At 72.1% G+C, this 17,973-nt stretch carries 17 protein-coding genes; 5 read left to right on the top strand and 12 right to left on the bottom strand.

The genetic code is table 11. The annotated features are described in order from the left end of the window. From IE95_RS19820 to IE95_RS0116630, 6 genes are all read right to left on the bottom strand, one after another. Positions 1–984: HAMP domain-containing protein (locus IE95_RS19820; RefSeq protein ID WP_030152891.1), on the bottom strand; the 984-nt coding region annotated here is incomplete at its 3' end. A 96-nt stretch (positions 985–1,080) separates the two neighbouring features. Next, a complete protein-coding gene (locus IE95_RS0116610) occupies positions 1,081–1,491 on the bottom strand; it encodes a chemotaxis protein CheW (RefSeq protein ID WP_030152894.1) in 411 nt (136 codons plus the stop codon). Continuing rightward, positions 1,488–3,818 carry a chemotaxis protein CheA gene (locus tag IE95_RS0116615; protein WP_240666262.1) on the bottom strand — a complete coding sequence of 777 codons (2,331 nt, stop codon included), beginning with the start codon at positions 3,816–3,818 and terminating at the stop codon, positions 1,488–1,490. The genes IE95_RS0116610 and IE95_RS0116615 overlap by 4 nt, the downstream gene beginning before the upstream one ends. A gap of 245 nt (positions 3,819–4,063) precedes the next feature. Next, the gene (locus IE95_RS0116620) at positions 4,064–4,336 is read right to left on the bottom strand and encodes a DUF7455 domain-containing protein (RefSeq protein ID WP_030152899.1); all 273 of its coding nucleotides are present in this window, start codon (positions 4,334–4,336) and stop codon (positions 4,064–4,066) included. After that, positions 4,333–4,554, bottom strand: coding sequence for a hypothetical protein (locus tag IE95_RS0116625; protein WP_030152901.1), 222 nt, complete (start codon positions 4,552–4,554; stop codon positions 4,333–4,335). The genes IE95_RS0116620 and IE95_RS0116625 overlap by 4 nt, the downstream gene beginning before the upstream one ends. Before the next feature lie 96 nt (positions 4,555–4,650). Continuing rightward, positions 4,651–5,931, bottom strand: coding sequence for a hypothetical protein (locus tag IE95_RS0116630; protein ID WP_030152903.1), 1,281 nt, complete (start codon positions 5,929–5,931; stop codon positions 4,651–4,653). A 164-nt stretch (positions 5,932–6,095) separates the two neighbouring features. Between IE95_RS0116630 and IE95_RS0116635 the strand changes: the two genes are divergently transcribed. Next, positions 6,096–7,235, top strand: a complete 1,140-nt coding sequence (locus tag IE95_RS0116635; protein WP_030152905.1) for a hypothetical protein — start codon at positions 6,096–6,098, stop codon at positions 7,233–7,235. Here IE95_RS0116635 and IE95_RS0116640 read toward each other — a convergent pair. Continuing rightward, positions 7,196–8,689, bottom strand: coding sequence for an XRE family transcriptional regulator (locus tag IE95_RS0116640; RefSeq protein ID WP_036572434.1), 1,494 nt, complete (start codon positions 8,687–8,689; stop codon positions 7,196–7,198). The two genes, IE95_RS0116635 and IE95_RS0116640, sit on opposite strands and share 40 nt — an antisense overlap. A 138-nt stretch (positions 8,690–8,827) precedes the next feature. Between IE95_RS0116640 and IE95_RS0116645 the strand changes: the two genes are divergently transcribed. Continuing rightward, a complete protein-coding gene (locus tag IE95_RS0116645) occupies positions 8,828–10,750 on the top strand; it encodes a phosphoenolpyruvate carboxykinase (GTP) (RefSeq protein WP_030152909.1) in 1,923 nt (640 codons plus the stop codon). 261 nt (positions 10,751–11,011) lie between these two features. Here IE95_RS0116645 and trpS read toward each other — a convergent pair whose 3' ends face one another. After that, a complete protein-coding gene (trpS, locus tag IE95_RS0116650) occupies positions 11,012–12,127 on the bottom strand; it encodes a tryptophan--tRNA ligase (protein ID WP_030152911.1) in 1,116 nt (371 codons plus the stop codon). Between the two features lie 229 nt (positions 12,128–12,356). On the opposite strand from trpS, the gene IE95_RS0116655 reads away from it, so the two are divergent. Beyond that, positions 12,357–13,226 (top strand): SMP-30/gluconolactonase/LRE family protein, encoded by an 870-nt coding sequence (locus tag IE95_RS0116655; RefSeq protein WP_030152913.1) that lies wholly within the window; start codon positions 12,357–12,359, stop codon positions 13,224–13,226. Positions 13,227–13,305: 79 nt separating this feature from the next. Here IE95_RS0116655 and IE95_RS0116660 read toward each other — a convergent pair whose 3' ends face one another. Next, positions 13,306–14,163 (bottom strand): fumarylacetoacetate hydrolase family protein, encoded by an 858-nt coding sequence (locus IE95_RS0116660; RefSeq protein ID WP_030152915.1) that lies wholly within the window; start codon positions 14,161–14,163, stop codon positions 13,306–13,308. A 63-nt stretch (positions 14,164–14,226) separates the two neighbouring features. Beyond that, positions 14,227–15,231 carry a C-terminal binding protein gene (locus IE95_RS0116665; RefSeq protein ID WP_030152918.1) on the bottom strand — a complete coding sequence of 335 codons (1,005 nt, stop codon included), beginning with the start codon at positions 15,229–15,231 and terminating at the stop codon, positions 14,227–14,229. A 91-nt stretch (positions 15,232–15,322) separates the two neighbouring features. Here IE95_RS0116665 and IE95_RS0116670 point away from each other — a divergent pair, with 91 nt between their 5' ends. Next, positions 15,323–16,090, top strand: coding sequence for an SDR family NAD(P)-dependent oxidoreductase (locus IE95_RS0116670; RefSeq protein ID WP_030152920.1), 768 nt, complete (start codon positions 15,323–15,325; stop codon positions 16,088–16,090). Between the two features lie 124 nt (positions 16,091–16,214). Continuing rightward, the gene (locus tag IE95_RS0116675) at positions 16,215–16,553 is read left to right on the top strand and encodes a nuclear transport factor 2 family protein (RefSeq protein ID WP_030152923.1); all 339 of its coding nucleotides are present in this window, start codon (positions 16,215–16,217) and stop codon (positions 16,551–16,553) included. 138 nt (positions 16,554–16,691) lie between these two features. On the opposite strand, the gene IE95_RS0116680 is transcribed toward IE95_RS0116675, so the two are convergent. Together IE95_RS0116680 and IE95_RS0116685 are read right to left on the bottom strand one after the other, a co-directional pair. Further along, on the bottom strand, positions 16,692–17,189 hold the full coding sequence (locus IE95_RS0116680; protein WP_030152926.1) for a DUF1269 domain-containing protein: 498 nt from the start codon (positions 17,187–17,189) through the stop codon (positions 16,692–16,694). Positions 17,190–17,337: 148 nt separating this feature from the next. After that, positions 17,338–17,940, bottom strand: a complete 603-nt coding sequence (locus tag IE95_RS0116685; protein ID WP_051703233.1) for a GNAT family N-acetyltransferase — start codon at positions 17,938–17,940, stop codon at positions 17,338–17,340. Positions 17,941–17,973: the final 33 nt, after the last annotated feature.

Raw genomic sequence — 17,973 nt, forward strand, 5'->3', positions numbered from 1 at the left:
CCCAGCAGCCACCGTCCGCACATTCTGAGAAACCTGCTCAGCAGCCGCAGCCACCACCCCCGACTGCGCCGCCGTCTCCTCCGACGACGCCGAGAACTGGGCGCCCGCGTAGGACAGACGGTCGGCCGCACCGGCCACCGCCTGGGCGGTACCTGCCACGGCTCCGACGATGCCTCGGAGGTTGGCCTGCGCGGTCGCGAGGGCGACGGCCATCTGACCGATCTCGTCCCGGCTGTCCACGTCCGCCCGGACCGTCAGGTCACCCTCGGCGAGCGCGACCAGCGAGCGCCGCACCTGGTCGGCCGACCGGCGGATCCCGTTCGCGACGACGAGTGCGACCACGAGCGCGACCACCAGGCCGGCGATACCGAGCAGGACCATCGTGAGGACGGTCTGCTCGGCGTGTGCGGCTGCCTCGTCGGAGATCGACCCGGCGTACGCGCTCGCGGCGTCTCCCGCGCTCGACAGCGCGGCGACGTGGGCGGCGATGAGAGCGTCGTTCTGCGACTGGATCTCGGAGGTCACGGCCTTGTCCTCGACCGCGGGCATGAGCGTCGAGTCCCGGTAGGCGACCCAGTCCGCCCACGCCGACTTGAACGTCTCCCAGTTGGGCTCGGTCATGGTGCCGAGCATCTCGTCGTACGCGGCGATGTCAGCCGCCAGGTCGGCGTCCGTCGCCTCCATCTGCGCCACGACCGCGTCCCGGGCAGAACCCTCGACGAGGTCGTACTGGTAGGTCAGCCGCCAGGCCTCCTGGGCACCGTGGTCGATCTGGGCGTTGAGGCGCAGCGCGGTGTTCCCGACGTCGGCCACCATCGCCGTGTCGGCGAGCGTCGAGCGCAGGCCCTGCAGGGCCACTGCGATGGTCCCCACGAGCACGAGGACCAGGACACCGAGCGCGACGATGATCCGGGTACGGACGGAGAGGTCGCCGAAGCGGGAGCGGCGCGGCCGCGAGGTCGCGGACGTCAGGGTTGTGGACATGGGTACTCCTGGGCGGTGTGATGAACGGAGAGGGGGGTCGGAAGGGGACTGCTGGGGCGACCTGCGTGCCTGCGGACGGCATCGGTCACGACGTGGCTACGACGCCACGGCGTCGACGTCGAGCGCGAGCAGGAGCTGGTCGGAGAGCTTGTAGGTGCCGAGGATCACTGCGCGCAGCGCCTCGGACAGCGTCTGGGGCGGCAGCTCGAACTGGTCCTCGTCGACCACGAGCACGTCACCGATGCGGTCGACGAGCAGGCTCACGGTCTCGTCTCCCACGAAGACGACGGCCATCATCTGCTCGCCGTCGTGCGCGGGCATGCCGAGCCGTCGTCGGAGGTCGACTGTGAGCACGACCTGGCCACGGAGGTTGACGAGGCCCGCGACGTCGTCGGGGGCGAGCGGCACGCGCGTGCGCGGCCGGCTCGGCAGGACCTCCTGGACCCTGTCGACGGGGATGCCGCAGAGCCGGTCGCCCAGCGTGAAGGTCACGAGTCTCGTGCTCATCGCACACCTGCCAGGAGGTCGTCGTCGAAGGCCGCCCGGTCGGAGTGGCCGTCAGGATGGTCACCGTCGTCGTCGAAGAAGCCCGCGTCCGCCGCGCGCACGGCGCTGTGGACGTCGAGCAGCTCCGTGACGCGCTGGTCGAGGACCGTCGAGCCCACGAGCCCGTGGTCGTCGATGTCGCTGTGCAACCGTGCGTCGTCCTCGACGATGTCGAGGATCTCGGACACGGCCATCGCGATGCTGCGCCCGGCCCGGGTGTAGACGACGACGTCGAGCTCGTCACCGGCCTGGGCGGCGACAGCACCCAGCACCCGGTCGAGCCTGACCAGCGGCACGAGCGCACCGCGGTACTGGAGCACCTCGCGCGTCCCGACCTGCTCGATCCGGTCCGTGCGGATCCGTTCGAGCCGGGTGACGGCAGACAGCGGGATCGCGACGCGGCGGTCACCGGCAGCGACGACCAGCACCTGCTGCGTGGCCTTGGCGGCCTGCGCCGCGGACTGCCGACGCACCTTCGCGAGCTCCGCGATCTCGGTGCTGAGCACGCGCCGCGCGATCGCGGGAAGGTCGAGGATGAGCGCCACGCCACCGTCGCCGAGCACCGTGGCGCCCGAGTACATGCCGATCTGCTTGAGCCGGCTGGCAAGCCCCTTGACGACGATCTCCTCCATGTTGAGGACCCGGTCGACGATCACACCGAACCGCTGGTCGTCGGCCTCGACGACCGCGATGACGCGGCCTGCGGGCTCGGGGTCGAGGTCGAGGACCTCGGCGAGCGAGACGAGCGGGAGCAGCGTGCCTCGCAGCCGGAAGACCGGCGCGGTGCCGACGTGCTCGATCCGCGTGTCCTGCCCGCCGAGCGCGACGAGCTCCAGGAGGCTGACCTGCGGGATCGCGTAGACCGAGCCGCAGCACGTGACCGTGAGGGCAGGCATGATCGCGAGCGTGAGCGGGATGCGCATCCGCCACGTCGTGCCCTTGCCGACGCTCGACTCGACGTCGACCGAACCGCCGATCGCCTCGATGTTGGTGCGGACGACGTCCATCCCGACGCCGCGGCCCGAGACGTTGGTGACCTTTGCCGCGGTCGAGAAACCGGGCAGGAACAGCAGGTCGAGGACCTCGGACGAGGACATCGCCGCGATCTCGGTGGTGCTGCGCAGCCCCTTCGAGACCGCGGAACGGCCCACCTTCTCGGGGTCGATGCCTGCGCCGTCGTCGGTGATCTCGACGACGACCTGGCCGTTCGAGTGGTAGGCGCGCAGCGCCACGACCCCCTGGGAGGCCTTGCCCACGGCACGACGCTGGTCGGGCGCCTCGATCCCGTGGTCGACGGCGTTGCGCACCAGGTGCGTCAACGGGTCCTTCACGGCCTCGAGCAGCGAGCGGTCGAGCTCGGTGTCTCCACCGGTCATCTCGACGCGCACCTCGCGACCGAGCATCTTCGCGAGGTCCCGCACGATGCGCGGCATCTTCGACCACACGTGCTCGATGGGCTGCATGCGCGTGCGCATGACGCCCTCCTGCAGCTCGGAGGCGATGAGGCTCAGGCGCTGCGCGGACCGCTTGGTCTCCTGGTCCTCCCCCGCCCCGGCGATGCGGTCGAACTGGTTGCGCACGAGCACGAGCTCGCCGACCTGTCGCACGAGGGAGTCGAGGAGGTCGACGTCGACGCGTATCGAGCCGTCGGCCGCGTTGCGCCCGGGCAGCTCGATCTCCTCGTGCTTCGACGCGGGAGCGGGTGCGGGTGCCGTGGGGGCAGCGGGCGCCGGCGGGGCGGCCACGGTCTCGACGGTGTCGCCGGTCTCGACGGCGGCCACGGTCTCGACGATGTCGCCGCTCTCGACGGCGCTCACGGTCTCGACGGCGCTCACGGGCGCCTCGGGCTCTACCTGCTCGGGGGCGACGGCATCGTTCTCGGGCTCACCGGTCGCCTGCTGCTCGACGGGGGACGTCCCCTCCTGCACCGCCACGATCCGCGCGACCATGGGCTCGACGTCGACGTCGTCCCCGGAGCCCGCCTCGACCTGGGCGAGGATGGCGCGCAGCGTGTCGACGAGAGCGAGCAGGACGTCCGCCACCTGCGGGTCCATGACGCGCTCGCCGTCGCGCAGCTCTGACAGCAGCGACTCCCCCACGTGCGAGACTCGCTCCAGGCTGCTGAAGCCGAGGAAGCCGCTCGTCCCCTTGATGGTGTGCACCGTACGGAAGATGCTGCTCAGCAGCACGCGCGACGAAGGGTCGCTCTCCAACGCCACGAGGTCCTGGTCCAGCTGATCGAGGTTCTCGTAGGACTCGACCAAGAACTCGTGGACGATCTCGTCCATCTCGTCCACGCCCGCACCTCCACGCCATCGCTGGCATCGTCGTCGTCGCCGGTTCGGCGACCTGTCGTCTGGGACCGTGGTCCCCGGCCCAGGCGTCCGTCCGGGCTGTCGTCGGGGACTGTCGGTCGCCAGGTGCCGTTGGTGGGGGTGAGACGCGGAGCGCCGGTCGCAGGGCGTCGCCGTGGGTGCGTCGACCGTCTGCGCGCTGCCTCCGGGCGGCGGACCGGGGCGGCCCGAGGCGCGGGTCAGGCGGCGCTGTCGAGTGCGCGTGCGAGGGCGAGAGCGAGCGCGATGTCGTCGTCGAGGGAGCGTCGTCCGTCGCTCACGGCGTGCCCGGCCGCGGTGATCGCGCTCTCGTGCCGGGCGTAGTGCGCGTCGCAGAAGAAGAGCGGTCCGAGGCCTGCGACGGTCACCCGGACGCAGGCCGTCGCGCCGCACGCGTCGCACCGGTCGCACCGGTCGATCACGTCGTGCGGGTCGGCGTCCGGGGGCTCCCACGGTCGCCGCAGGTGGTTCATGCCGCGGTGGCCTTCTGGGCCGCACGGTTCACGAGCCCCGCGGCCTCTGCGCGGGTCAGGCCCTGGATGACGAGCTCGTCGACGAGCGAGGCGATCTGCTCGTGGACGTCACCGGGGTAGAGAGGGGCCCCTGCCCGCCGGCGCGCGAGCTCCTTGGTCAGGGGGGCGCAGCGCTCGGCGATGGTCTGGGGTCTGGGGCGTGCGGGGGTGGCAGCCATGGGGTGCTCCTCTCGGTGCCTCTGGTCGAGGCGTCGACGGTCCTGCTTCCTATGCAACGACGACGGCCGTCGGCCCGGCCTGGCTGCGAAGGTCGGTCAGCCCGCCTCGGCGACCCTCGCCGTCTGGCGTGCCGCGGCGACGACGTCGGCAAGGGTGCTACGCACCTCGAGGGGGGTGCGCCCGAGCGGAGCGCCCGGCAGCGCGACGGCCGCTGCGAGGGCCTCCAGGTAGCGCGCGGTGTCGCGCGTCGACTCGCCGGTCCCGCGGTCCGGGTCCCAGGCGGAGCGCGCCTCGTGCTCGTGCTCGACGAACACCGACGTGAGCTCGGTGACCCAGGCCGCGTCGACCCCGCAGCCGGCGACGGCCTGCTTGACCGCGACCCGGGTGCGGGACAGCGCGGGCCGCCCTGGGCGCGCCCGGTCCGCGAGGACGTCGCGCACGAGGAGGTGGGCGATCTTCTGCCCGTACTCGTGCGAGGCGACGGTCTCGAGGTGCTCGTCCTCGTAGGTCGTCCACAGCCCGGCGAGTGTCGCGACACGCAGGTCCGACGGCGACGCGGTGAGCGCGAGGACCGAGCGCAGGGCGAGCCCTTCGTCCTCCTCGATCCACGCGAGCATGCGTGCCCGCACGTCCGGGTCGAGGGGGCGTTCGAGGGTGGGCAGGGCGAACGCGTCACGGATCGCCGCGGCGTCGACGTGCATGCGCAGGACCCCGCGCTGACGGGTGGCAGCGCTCTCGTGGGCAGCGTAGAGGCGGTCGAGCTCCTCGTCGCGTCCCGCGTCGAGGACCTGGATGGCCAGGTCGGGCACCACGGGGAGCTCGTGCACGAGCCCTGCGAGGCGCCCCTCGGAGTCGATCGTGCCCTCGAGGAGGTCCGTCGAGACGATCTGGCCGACCTTGCGGGCCGACCGGACGCTGCGCAGCAGGGTCCGGTGCATGAGCGTGTAGTCCCCGAGCGCCTGGCGGATCGATCCCGCCGCGCTCGCACCGCCCGCGAAGACCTCGAGGTCGAAGAACTTGGTGCCGTTGCGCCCCCGGGAGTCCCCCTCGGCGCCGTCGGTGCTGGGCAGGTCGAGGATCTTGCGGGTGTAGAAGTCGACGGCGGCGTCGACCATGTCGTCGTGCAGGAACCGCGCGATGCCGTGGCGGTGGCAGTAGCGCGTGGTCTCGGAGCGCACGATGCCCGTGCGGAAGACCGCCTCGAAGATGATCATGCGGGCCTCGCGCTCGGTGAGGTCGCCCGCGCGCACCCGTCGAGCGACGTCGGTCGTCGTGCGGTCGAGCTCGTCGCTCGCGCGGTCGTGGACGGTCGTGCGGGCGGCGGCCGCGACATCGGCGTCGACGTCGACGCCGGCAGTGACGGTGATGGTCTGCATGGCACGTGTGTGTGCGGCGCGCTCGCGAAAATCGGACCTCCGGACACCTCTGGTGATGTGATGTCCGTCACAGGCGATCCCATGGCGCGCCTCCCCGCCACGCAGGCTGGCACATGCAGACCCGGCATAGGCAGCCCCAGACGGTCACCGAGGAGAGGACGAACGTGGAGCACAGGCGCCGAGCGCTCGACGTCGGACCAGGGGAACACCTCCTCCTGCCCGCGTCGACGCTCGACACGACGGGGCGGCTGCATCTGTGGCGCGCCTTCACGGGGCTGCACGACGGCGAGCTCCTGCTCTCCCCGCTCACGGCGTGCCCGCTGCCGATGCCGTGGACCGTGCCCGCCGGTCACCGCCGGTGGCCCGGGCTGCGAGCCACCGCCATGTGGCACCCCCTCCTGTGGCTGCCCGCACGGCTGGGTTCACCGATCACGCTCCGCGACCCCATGACGGGCGAGACCTGGGGCGAGACCTACGACGAGTGGGCCACACGGGTGGCGCTCGAGATGACCGAGTCCGGCCCCGTGTCGATCGACGACGAGCAGTGGGTGCTCCTGCACGACCCGCACCACGGGCGGCACGTCCGACCCCTCGGCCCCGACGACGCGGACCTCGTCCCGCTGTACGACCCGACCACCGGCACCTGGCTCGACGTGCTCTCGACCGTCGGGCTCGACGTCGACGACCCCGATCACCTCGCCCGGGTCGAGCGATGGCTCGCGGGCGACGACGACGAAGCGCTCGACGCCGTCGACCTCGACGTGTTCCTGCAGGCCGCAGGCCGCGACCCGGCCTGGGCTCTCGACCGGACGCAGCGACCGCTCGCCGAGGGCACCGGGTACAGGACCTACGTCGAGGACCTGCGCGACGCGTCCTCGACGCTCGTCGCACGCGAGCTCGACGACCGCGTGACCGACCTCGCCTCCGCCCGCCTGCCGGCCCGCGACCTCGGGCAGCACGTCGGCGCCCTGGCCCGGGCCGCGTCCACGCTCCTGTCCGCGGGCCCCGACGTCGTCGAGGACCTCGGCCTGAGCCTCGACCTCGTCACGGCCCGGGCCGAGCGCGCCACGACGGTCGACGCGGCGGCGGCCGCCGTGGCCGACCTGCGCGTGCTGCTCGGTACGGTCGCCGACGCCTCGTCCCTGGGACTCGACCGCATCGGGCTGCGCGTCGAGATCGAGACCGCCGAGGTGCTCGGACAGGTCGCCCAGCTCACCCGGCCCGCCGGACCGCCCGACGACGCCGCGCGCCCGACGGGAGCCGGTCACCCCTCGCGCGGTGCGTGCTTCTCGAGGAACGCGTAGACCTCCGAGGCGTCCACGCCCGGGAACGCCCCCGAGGGCAGTGCGGACAGCACGTACTGGTGCATGCGCGCGCTCGGCCAGGCGACCTCCTCCCAGTGCCGCGCGAGCTGGGCCGCGGGCCTGCGGCAGCACGCCTCGTCCGGGCAGGTCGAGGCACGGCGCGCCGTCGTCTCACGACCCCGGAACCACTTGGCCGAGGCGAACGGGACCCCGACCGTGATCGAGAACTCACCTGTCGTCGTCGTGCCCGTCTGGGTGCTGCACCAGAACGTGCCCGCGGGAGTGTCCGTGTACTGGTAGGACTCGGTCGCGCGGTCGCGGCGCGTGAACGCCTCGCGCGCGGCCCACCGACGGCACACGAGCTGACCCTCGATCGCTCCCGTGACGTCGGCGGGGAACGGCAGACCGTCGTTCGCGTAGCCCCGGTACAGGGCGCCGTCGTCCCCCACGCGCATGAAGTGGACCGGAATGCCCAGGCGGGACGTCGCGAGGTTCGTGAAACGCTGCGACGCGGCCTCGTGCGAGACGCCGAACGCGTCGCGGAAGTCCTCGACCGCGAGGTCCTTGTCCTTCTTGCGCTGCTCCAGGAACTCGACGGCCGCCGACTGCGGCATGAGGCAGCACGCCGCGAAGTACGTGATCTCGACGCGCTGGCGCAGGAAGTTCGCGTACGACGTCGGGCGCTGGTGCCCCAGCACGCGGTGCGCGATCGCCTGGAGGCCGAGCGAGCGCAGGCCGTGGCTGCCCGGGATCGAGGCGGGCGGGAGGTAGATCCGGCCGTTGCGCAGGTCCGTGACCGTGCGCGTCGAGTGCGGCAGGTCGTCGACGTGCAGCAGCGTGAAGCCGAGCTGCTCGGCCATGCGCGCGACCGTGCGGTGCGTCAGGGCGCCCGACGTGTAGCCCGCACGGCGCGTCATCTCCTCGGCCAGGTCCTCGAGCTCGGGGATGTAGTTGTTGCGCTCCTGACGTTCCAGGCGGAGCTCGGTGTTGGCGCGACGAGCCTCCTCGGGCGTCGCGATGGCCTCCGACGCGCGACGGGCCAGCTCGCCGTGCAGGCCGACCAGGTTCTCCAGGACCGGCATCGGGAGCTTCTGCGACGCCTTGACCGCGGGCAGGCCGAGGGTCGCGAACAGCGGGCCGCGCTGGGCACGGTCCAGCTCGATCTCGAGCGCGGCCCGGCGCGACGGCGGCTCGTCCGCGAGCAGGTCCCCCACCGCGACGTCGAGCGCACCCGCGAGCGCCTGGAGCAGCGAGAGGCGCGGTTCGCGCTTCCCGTTCTCGACGAGCGACAGGAGGCTCGCGGTGGTGCCGACCTGCGTGCCGAGCGCGTCGAGCGTGAGCCCACGGCCGGTCCGGAAGTACCGGATCCGGCGGCCGAGGGTGATGAGGTCGGTGCTCGCCGGGGCGTGGACCTCGGGGCTCGTGGGGATCTTGCGGTCTTCGTCGACAGCCATTCCTTGACCCTACGTCAAGATCGGCGATTCTTGACAGTGTTCCAGGTGGAAAACCGTGGCGTTCCGGGTCGAAGGTTGAAACAGCAGCACCGACACCCACCGGGTGGACCCGACGACCGCCCAGGACCGGAGACCCTCATGACCACGACCGCCCCTCCCCGCCGCACCCGCCACGCAGCCCTCACGGAGGAGCTGCCCGACGTCCTCACCACCACGGCGGCTGGGACCACGTTCGGCCCCGGGGCCCGCGCCGCCCGCGACCCGCGCACCTGGGTCCGGGAGATCGCCGAGCTCACCGAGCCCGACGCGGTCGTGTGGTGCGACGGCACCGCGGCCGAGAAGCAGCGGCTCGTCGACCTCATGGTCGACACCGGCACGCTCCTGCCCCTCAACCCCGAGCTGCGCCCCGGCAGCTACCTCGCCCGCTCGAACCCGAGCGACGTGGCCCGCGTCGAGTCGCGCACCTTCATCTGCTCGCGCGACGAGGCCGACGCCGGCCCCACCAACAACTGGCGCGAGCCCGACGCCATGCGCGCCGAGCTCCGCGACGTGTTCGACGGGTCGATGCGCGGTCGCACGATGTACGTCGTGCCCTTCTCGATGGGCCCCGTCGGTGGCCCCCTCTCGCAGGTCGGCATCCAGGTCACCGACTCGCCCTACGTCGTCGTCAGCATGGGCGTCATGACGCGGGTCGGCAGCGACGTGCTCGCGCTGATCGACGCAGGGGCGCCGTTCGTGCCCGCCGTGCACAGCGTCGGCGCACCGCTCGTCGACGACACGGGAGCCGTCACGCAGGACGTGCCCTGGCCCTGCAACGACACCAAGTACATCGCGCACTTCCCCGAGACCCGCGAGATCTGGTCCTTCGGGTCCGGCTACGGCGGCAACGCGCTCCTCGGCAAGAAGTGCTTCGCGCTGCGCATCGCCTCGGCCATGGCCCGCGACGAGGGCTGGCTCGCCGAGCACATGCTGCTCATCCGGGCCACGTCCCCCGAGGGGCGCGCCTACCACCTGGCCGCGGCCTTCCCCTCGGCGTGCGGCAAGACGAACCTCGCGATGCTCCAGCCGACCGTCCCCGGGTGGAAGGTCGAGACCATCGGGGACGACATCGCGTGGCTGCGCCCCGGACCCGACGGGACGCTGCGCGCGATCAACCCCGAGGCCGGATTCTTCGGCGTCGCACCCGGCACGGGGATCGACACCAACCCTGTCGCGGTCGCGACGTTCGACCGCGACACCATCTTCACCAACGTCGCCCTGACCGACGACGGCGACGTCTGGTGGGAGGGCCTGACCCCCGAGGCACCTGCTCACCTGGTCGACTGGCTCGGCAACGACTGGACCCCAGGGGCCCAGACCCCCGCCGCGCACCCCAACTCGCGCTTCACCGTCGCGGCCGCGCAGTGCCCGACCATCGCCGACACCTGGGAGGACCCTGCGGGCGTCCCGATCGACGCGATCGTCTTCGGCGGTCGACGTGCGACCAACGTGCCGCTCGTCGCGCAGGCCTACAGCTGGGAGCACGGCGTGTTCATGGGCGCGACGATCTCGTCGGAGCGCACCGCGGCCGCCGAGGGCGCTCTGGGCGAGCTGCGCCGCGACCCGTTCGCGATGCTCCCGTTCTGCGGCTACAACATGGCCGACCACTGGGCGCACTGGCTGAGCGTCGGCGCGGGCCTCGACCCTGAGAAGCGGCCCAAGATCTTCCAGGTCAACTGGTTCCGCAAGGACGCCGAGGGCTCGTTCCTGTGGCCCGGGTTCGGGGAGAACTCTCGCGTGGTCGAGTGGATCACGCAGCAGGTCGACCGCTCGCGCGGCCTGCGGACCGATGCGGGGGCCGTCACGAGCCCCGTAGGTCTGCTGCCCGCACCCGGAGCGCTGGACGTCGACGGGCTGGACCTGCCGGAGGGCGACCTGGAGGCGCTCTTCGAGGTCGACGCCGCCTCGTGGCTCGCGGAGACCGAGCTCACGAGCCAGTTCTTCGACACGTTCGGCAACCGCGTCCCGGACCAGCTGTGGGCACAGCTCGCGCGCCTGCGGTCCCGACTCGGGGCCGAGTGAGCCCTGGCCCCGATCACGAGGGCCGAGACGAGCCCCCCGGGCGGTTCCCCTCCTCGCCGAGGGTGACCACCCCGGCCCCCGACAGTGACGCCCCCGTACGCCGAGGGTGACGCACCAGAACGCCGACGGTGACCGACACGCCCGCCGAGGGTGACGTCTGATGTCACCCTCGGCGGGCGGCTACGTCACCTTCGGCGGTCCGGGCCGTCACCTTCGGCGGTCCGGGCCGTCACCCTCGACGACTACGCACGGCCGGACTCCTCAGTGGTAGACCGTGCCCATCAGGTGCCGCACGTCGTCGAGCGTGCGGTTCGCGATCTCGTCGGCTCGCGCGTTGCCGCGCGCGAGGATGTCGAGCACTTCGGGTCCGTCGCCCGCCGCGAGCGCCGCACGCCGGGCCCGGATCGGTCGCAGGTGCTCGACGAGGGCCTCGGCCACGAGGGTCTTGAGTCTCCCGGCTCCCGCGCCGCCGACCTCGTCGGCGATCTGCTCCGGAGCCCTTCCCTTGCACAAGGACGCGATCGTCAGGAGGTTCGCGACCTCGGGTCGGGCCTCTGGTTCGTAGGTGATGGTCCGTTCGGCGTCGGTCCGGGCACGCTTGACCCACCGGGCCGTCTGGTCCTCGCTCGCCCCGAGCGGCAGCGTGTTCCCGCGGCTCTTGCTCATCTTGGTGCCGTCGGTCCCGAGGATGGTCGGCGAGGGCGCGAGCAGGGCGTCAGGCTCGGGGAAGTACGGGGTGGCGGCGGCGTAGCGCTGGTTGAAACGACGCGCGATGGTGCGAGTGGTCTCGAGGTGCGGGAGCTGGTCCTGCCCGACGGGCACAAGGTTGCCATGGCAGAACAGGATGTCGGCGGCCTGGTGCACGGGGTAGGTGAGCATGAGTCCGCTCATCGCCCGCCCGCCGGTCGCCGCGGTCTCCGCCTTGACGGTCGGGTTGCGGTCGAGCTCGGCGACGCTCACCAGGCTCAGGAACGGCAGGAGCAGCTGGTTGAGCGCGGGGACGGCACTGTGCGTGAAGACCGTGGTCCGGTCCGGGTCGATCCCGGCGGCCAGGTAGTCGAGCAGGATCTCGCGCACTGTCCCGCGCAGGTCGCCGGCCTCGTCGCGGTCGGTGATGACCTGGTAGTCGGCGAGGATCAGGAAGACTTCGACGCCTGCCTGCTGGAGCCGCACCCGGTTGGCGATGGTCCCGAAGTAGTGCCCGATATGCAGGGCGCCCGTCGGGCGCTCGCCCGTCAGGACGCGGAACTCCGCGGGGTTCGCGGCGATCTGGGCCTCGACCTCGAGGCTGCGGGTACGGGCCGCGTCGAGGGTCCCGACGGCGGAGCCCGCCTCGGGCGGACGGGTTCCCCGGGCAGGGGTGGTGGTGAGGGTCATGGTTCTCCTGGGGTCAGGAGCGGCCCTCGCTCGCCGAGGCGACGGAGGGCCGACCCGGGCTGCACCAAGGGCAGCTCGGGGGACACGACTGGTCACGGCTGCGAGGGCAGCCACCACCAGTTGCGCGTCGTCATGGGACCAGGTTAGGCCTTACGTCACCCTCGGCGGTCCGGGCCGTCACCCTCGGCGACCACGCACGTCACCCTCGGCGGTCCGGGACAATAGCCTCATGCGTGCCGAGAACATCACCGGTCCTGTCGCCCACCACGGCGAGGGGCCCGTGTGGTCCCCGACCTGGGGCGGTCTGCGGTTCGTCGACATGATGGCCGGCGACCTCCTGACCTTGCAGCCCGACGCCACGGTGGCCCGCCGCCACGTGGGCGACTACGCGACCATGGTGCGCCCGCGCTCCCGGGGTGGCTACGTCGTCGGGCTGGAGCGTGGGCTCGCGCTCGTGGACGACGAAGCACCCGACTCTCCCGTGCGTCCCTTCCCCGAGCTGTGGAGCGACCCGACGGTCCGCCTCAACGACGGCGCGACCACCCCGGACGGCGCGTTCTACGCGGGATCCATGCCGTTCGACGACCGGGCGGGCGCGGGCGCCCTGTTCCGCGTCGAGCCCGACGGCGCCGCTCGCCTCGTGCTGTCGGGCGTCACGTGCTCGAACGGGATGGGTTTCTCCCCCGACGGCACGCTGGCGTACTACGTGGACACGCTCACGTGCCGGGTCGACGTGTTCGACTACGACGCGGGGGCGCCCGAGCCCCTCGCGAACCGGCGAGTCCTGGTCGAGGTCCCGCGCGAGGACGGCCTGCCCGACGGGCTCACGGTCGACGCCGAGGGAGGCGTGTGGGTCGCGCTGTGGGGCGGCAGCGCGGTGCGTCGCTACGCACCGGACGGGTCGCTGACCGAGGTCGTCGAGCTGCCCGCCTCGCACGTCACGGCGTGCACGTTCGGCGGTGAGAACCTTGACGAGCTGTTCATCACGACGTCGCGGCTCATGATCGGCGAGCCGTTCGAGCCCGAGCTCGACGCGGGGTCGGTGTTCCGCGTGGTGCCCGGGGTCGAGGGCCTGCCGGTCCTGCCGTTCGCGGGCTGAACCCCGAGATGCTGTTCGTCGTCGCCGTCGTGGTGGACGGGGCGACGACGAGCAGCATCTCGCCGGGCGCGGGAAGGGATCACACGACCGCGTCGCGGACCTTCTGCTCGCAGCGACCCAGGCCCTCGATCTCGACGGCCATGACGTCGCCGTCGACCAGGTAGGGGAAGCGGCCCGAGAGGGCGACGCCCTGCGGGGTCCCGGTGTTGATGACGTCGCCCGGCTCGAGGACCATGTACTGCGACAGGTGCCACACGAGGAAGTCGACGTCGAAGATCATGTCGGCCGTCGAGGAGTCCTGACGGATCTCCCCGTTGACCCACGAGCGCAGGCGCAGGTCCGAGGCGTCGACCTGGTCGGCCGGGACGAGCGCGGGCCCCATGGGGTTGAACGTCTCGCAGCTCTTGCCCTTGGACCATTGGCCGCCCGAGACGGCCATCTGGTAGTCACGCTCGGACACGTCGTTGGACACGGTGTACCCGGCGACGTGCGCGGCCGAGTCCGCGGGGGACGCGAGGTAGCGGGCCTTCTTCCCGATGACGATCGCGAGCTCGACCTCCCAGTCGACCTTCTGCGCGCCCGGGGGCAGCAGGACGTCGTCGTGGGGCCCGACGACGGTGTTGGAGTGCTTCCAGAAGATGATCGGGACGGTCGGCGGCTCGGAGCCGGACTCGGCCGCGTGCGCGGCGTAGTTCATCCCGACGCACACGACGGCCGTGGGGCGGGCGACCGGGGGGCCGACGCGCAGCGCGTCGGCGTCCGCGACGACGGGGAGCTCGCCCGCGTCGAGGGCCTCGCGGACCCGGGCGACGCCGTCGTCCGCGAGGAACGCGCCGTCGACGTCACGGGTCACGGGGTCGAGCGAGTAGGTCGTGCCGTCGGCGGTGCGGACGACGGGGCGCTCCTGGCCGGGAAGGCCGAGGCGCATGAGCTGCAGGTGCTGCACGGGGTTGCTCCAGGGGTCGGGGGGGGCGGCGCTGAGCGCCCGGACGAGGGACGGTCAGCGTGCCAGGGAGCGCGCGTAGTCCGGGTTGACGATCGACCCGACGGGGCGACCTGCGAGGAAGTCGATCGTGTTGCGTGCCGTGTGCACGGGCAGGTCGGCCATGGCCTCGGGTGAGAACCACGCGGCATGCGGGCTGAGCAGCACCTGGTCGAGCGTGCGCAGGCGCGAGTGGGCGGGCAGCGGCTCGTGCGAGAACACGTCGAGGGCCGCGGCGCCCAGGTGTCCTCCCTCGAGCGCGTCGGCGAGCGCCTCCTCGTCGATCAACGGGCCGCGGCACGTGTTGACCACGACCGCGCCGGGCTTCATGGTCGCGATCGACGCGGCGTCGAGCAGGTGGCGCGTGGCCTCGCTGAGCGGGGCGTGCAGGCTCAGCACGTCGGCCTCGGCCACTGCCTGCTCACGGGTCACCGGCAGGTAGCCGGCGGCGGCGACGTCGACGTCGGGCACGAAGGGGTCGTGGACCAGGACGCGGTAGCCGAGCGCGGCGCAGCTGCGCGCGACGAGCGACCCGATCCGGCCGTACCCGATGACGGACACGGTGGTCGCGGACAGGCGCGCGGCCATGGGGCGCGGGACGGTCGCGGCCCAGACGCCGTCGCGCACGGCGCGGTCGTAGCCGACGAGCCCGCGGCTGAGGCCGAGGACCATCGCGACGGTGTGGGACGCGACCTCCTCGATGCAGTAGGTCGGGGTGTTGGCGACGGCGATGCCGCGCTCGGTCGCGGCGGCGACGTCGACCATGTCGTAGCCGATGCCCATGCGGCTGACGAAGCGCACGCCCTCGATCTGGTCGAGGACGCGGGCGGTGAGGGGCGCCCACTGGACGACCAGGGCGGACGGGGCGGCACCTGCGGCCGCGGCGTCGCGGACGAGGGCGATGACGTCGTCCTCCGTGCGGGCCGTCCCGCGCACGACGCCGAGGCCGGCGGCCGTGACGGTGTCTTCGCACGCGGTGCCCGGGAGGTCGCAGTCGGTGATGACGACGGTGTCGGGGTTCATGAGCCGAAATGCTATAGCATCTAGCAACCGACGGCCAGCGGCCGTGGACAGGAGGCTTGCGGTCGCCGGAGTTTGCTATAGCGTTCAGGGCATGGCTCGACGACTTGCGCTGATCACAGGCGCCAGCTCCGGGATCGGTTCCGCGACCGCCCTCCAGCTCGCCCGCGACGGATACGACCTCTGGCTCACCTACGCCCACGACGAGCTCGGGGCGCGCACCACCGCGGATCTCGCGACCGAGCTCGGCGCGACCTGCCAGGTCTCGCACCTCGACCTGCGCGACGTCACGTCCGTCGACAGGCTCGTCGGCCAGGTCACCCGCCGCTGGGGCAGGCTCCACGTCCTGGTCAACAACGGCGGAATGTGCCCCTACCGCGCGCTCGACGACATCGAGATCGACGAGTGGGACGCCGTCATGGAGACCAACGCGCGCGGCACGTTCGTCCTGACACGGGCCACGCTCCCCCTCCTGCGGGCGGCAGCCGCCCCCGAGGGCGAGGAGCCCGTCGACCGCAGCATCGTCAACGTCGCCTCGATCGCGGGCCAGCAGGGCGCGCTCAAGACCGGCGTCCACTACGCCGCGAGCAAGGGCGCGCTCCTCGCGATCACGCGGAGCTTCGCGCGCCTCCTGGCCGCCGAGGGCATCCGCGCCAACGCGGTCACTCCCGGCCCGGTCACGAGCAACATCACCAACCAGCTCGACGACGCGGGGCGCGAGGCCCTCACGTCCTCGATCCCGCTGGGCAAGTTCGGCACGCCCGACGACGTCGCGTGGGTCATCGCGTCCCTCGCCTCCCCGCGAGCCGGGTTCGTCACGGGCGCCACGTACGACATCAACGGAGGCGTCCGCATCGACTGACCCACCGGCCCCCGGCTGCCCCAGCCGGCCGGACCCGGGCGCGCGCGGCGCGCTCCGCCGTCGGGCACCCTCGCCTGGACGGCGCGCCACTCTCCCACGAGACCCCTACGAGACGAGGAACCGCATGACGCAGCAACCGACCGCCCACGCCGTGGTCACCGAGCAGGTCGACGCGTTCAACGCGCACGACCTCGAACGCTTCCTCGCGACCTACGCCCACGACGTCGTGGTCGTGGGCGTGACGCCCGAGCCGATCGTCGGCAAGGACGCGCTGCGCGCCTTCTACGGCCCTCGCCTTGCAACCGGCGATGTGCATTGCACAATTGACGCCTCCGTGGCGTACGGTGAGCGGTGGGTGGTCGCACGCGAGTTCGTGTCGACCTCGAACGGGACGGGCGAGACCATCGCCACCTTCGAGGTCCAGGACGGCGTCATCACCCGGGCGAGCATGCTCAAGGCATGACGCCCCCACGGACGCGGAGCCCGGTCGGTCACCCCCCTTGATCGACCGGGCTTCGCTCTGCCCGGACGCAGCGGGGGGACGACGACGGCCCCGGTCCGCGGTGGACCGGGGCCGTACGTCTCGCGTCTGCGGAGGTTCTCAGACCGCGTCGTCGAAGGCCGCGCGGAGCTTGGCCTCCTCGTCGCCCGACAGGTTCGTCTGGACGAGCTCACCGTGGATGCCCTGCGCCTTGAGCGCGTCGTGCACGCGGTCCATGACCCCACCGGACGTCATGACGAACAGCGCCGACGTCCCGGGCGTCACCTTGGACCGCACCGAGTCGATGAAGTCGTCGTCGATGCCCACGTCGGTCAGGGACCCCGCGAGCGCCCCGGACGCCGCGCCGATCGCGACGCCGATGAGCGGGATGAAGAAGATGATCCCGAACAGCAGGCCCCAGAACGCGCCGCCCAGCGCACCGATGCCCGTCGTGTTGTTCGACTGGTGCGTCTTGGGCTTCTTCTTCCCCTCCTCCCACGACACGATCGCCGCGTCCTGCACCTGGATGAGCTCCTGCTTCTGCAGCGCCAGCAGGGCGTCCTCCGCCTGCTGCGCACCCTCGGGAGTCTCGAACTTCCACACGGTCAGTGTTGCCACCACAGCCTCGTTCCGTCGTCGGTACTCGGAGGACACCGTCCGGTCCGGCCGGGCCCTCCTCGACCGTAGGTCGGGTCGTCCGGGGCCGCCATCGGAGCGGGCGCGCGGTGCGGCGACCCTGGCGCAGCGCTGCCGCGCCGGCCCGTCGTCAGTCCTGGGACGGGGAGCCGCCGCTGTCGACGGCGAGAGTGAGCCACTCCTCGTCCTGGACGTAGCCCAGGTTGCGGTTCGCGGCGACGATGGCCTGGTTGTCGAGGGAGCCCCCGGTCCGGAACGTGTGCACTCCCCCGGCGATCAGTGTGTCGATCGACAGCGCCTTGACCGCCGTGGCGAGGCCTTGGCCTCGCCACGATGCGGCGACGACGGTGAAGTCCGTCTCGCCGCAGCCGCCCTCGATGTCGACGAACGTCATCGCGACCAGCTCCGCCTCGGCGAACGCAGCGAATCCACGACGACGTGCCGACGGTGCTGCGGTGTCGGCGGTCAGCGGTCGGTGCTGCGTCGCGATGCTCCCCGGGTAGTCACGATGGGTGTCACGGTCCAGGACGAGGATCGCCTGACGGTCCGCGGCCGTGAGCTCGCGCAGGGAGACGACGCCACGGACGGCGTGCTGCGCACGCTCCAGCAGGCCGAGGTCGACCGCGTCGGCTCTCAGCTCGGCAGCCCAGGACCTCGCTACCACCCGCGCACCGTCAGCGAGCGCGACGACGGCCTGTTCGCTCGTGGCAGGCAGCACGATGAGATCGGTCATGGGAGGAGACTGGCACAGGCCTGAGCCGGGTGG

Source organism: Oerskovia turbata, assembly GCF_000718325.1.
Classification (GTDB): Bacteria; Actinomycetota; Actinomycetes; order Actinomycetales; family Cellulomonadaceae; genus Oerskovia; species Oerskovia turbata.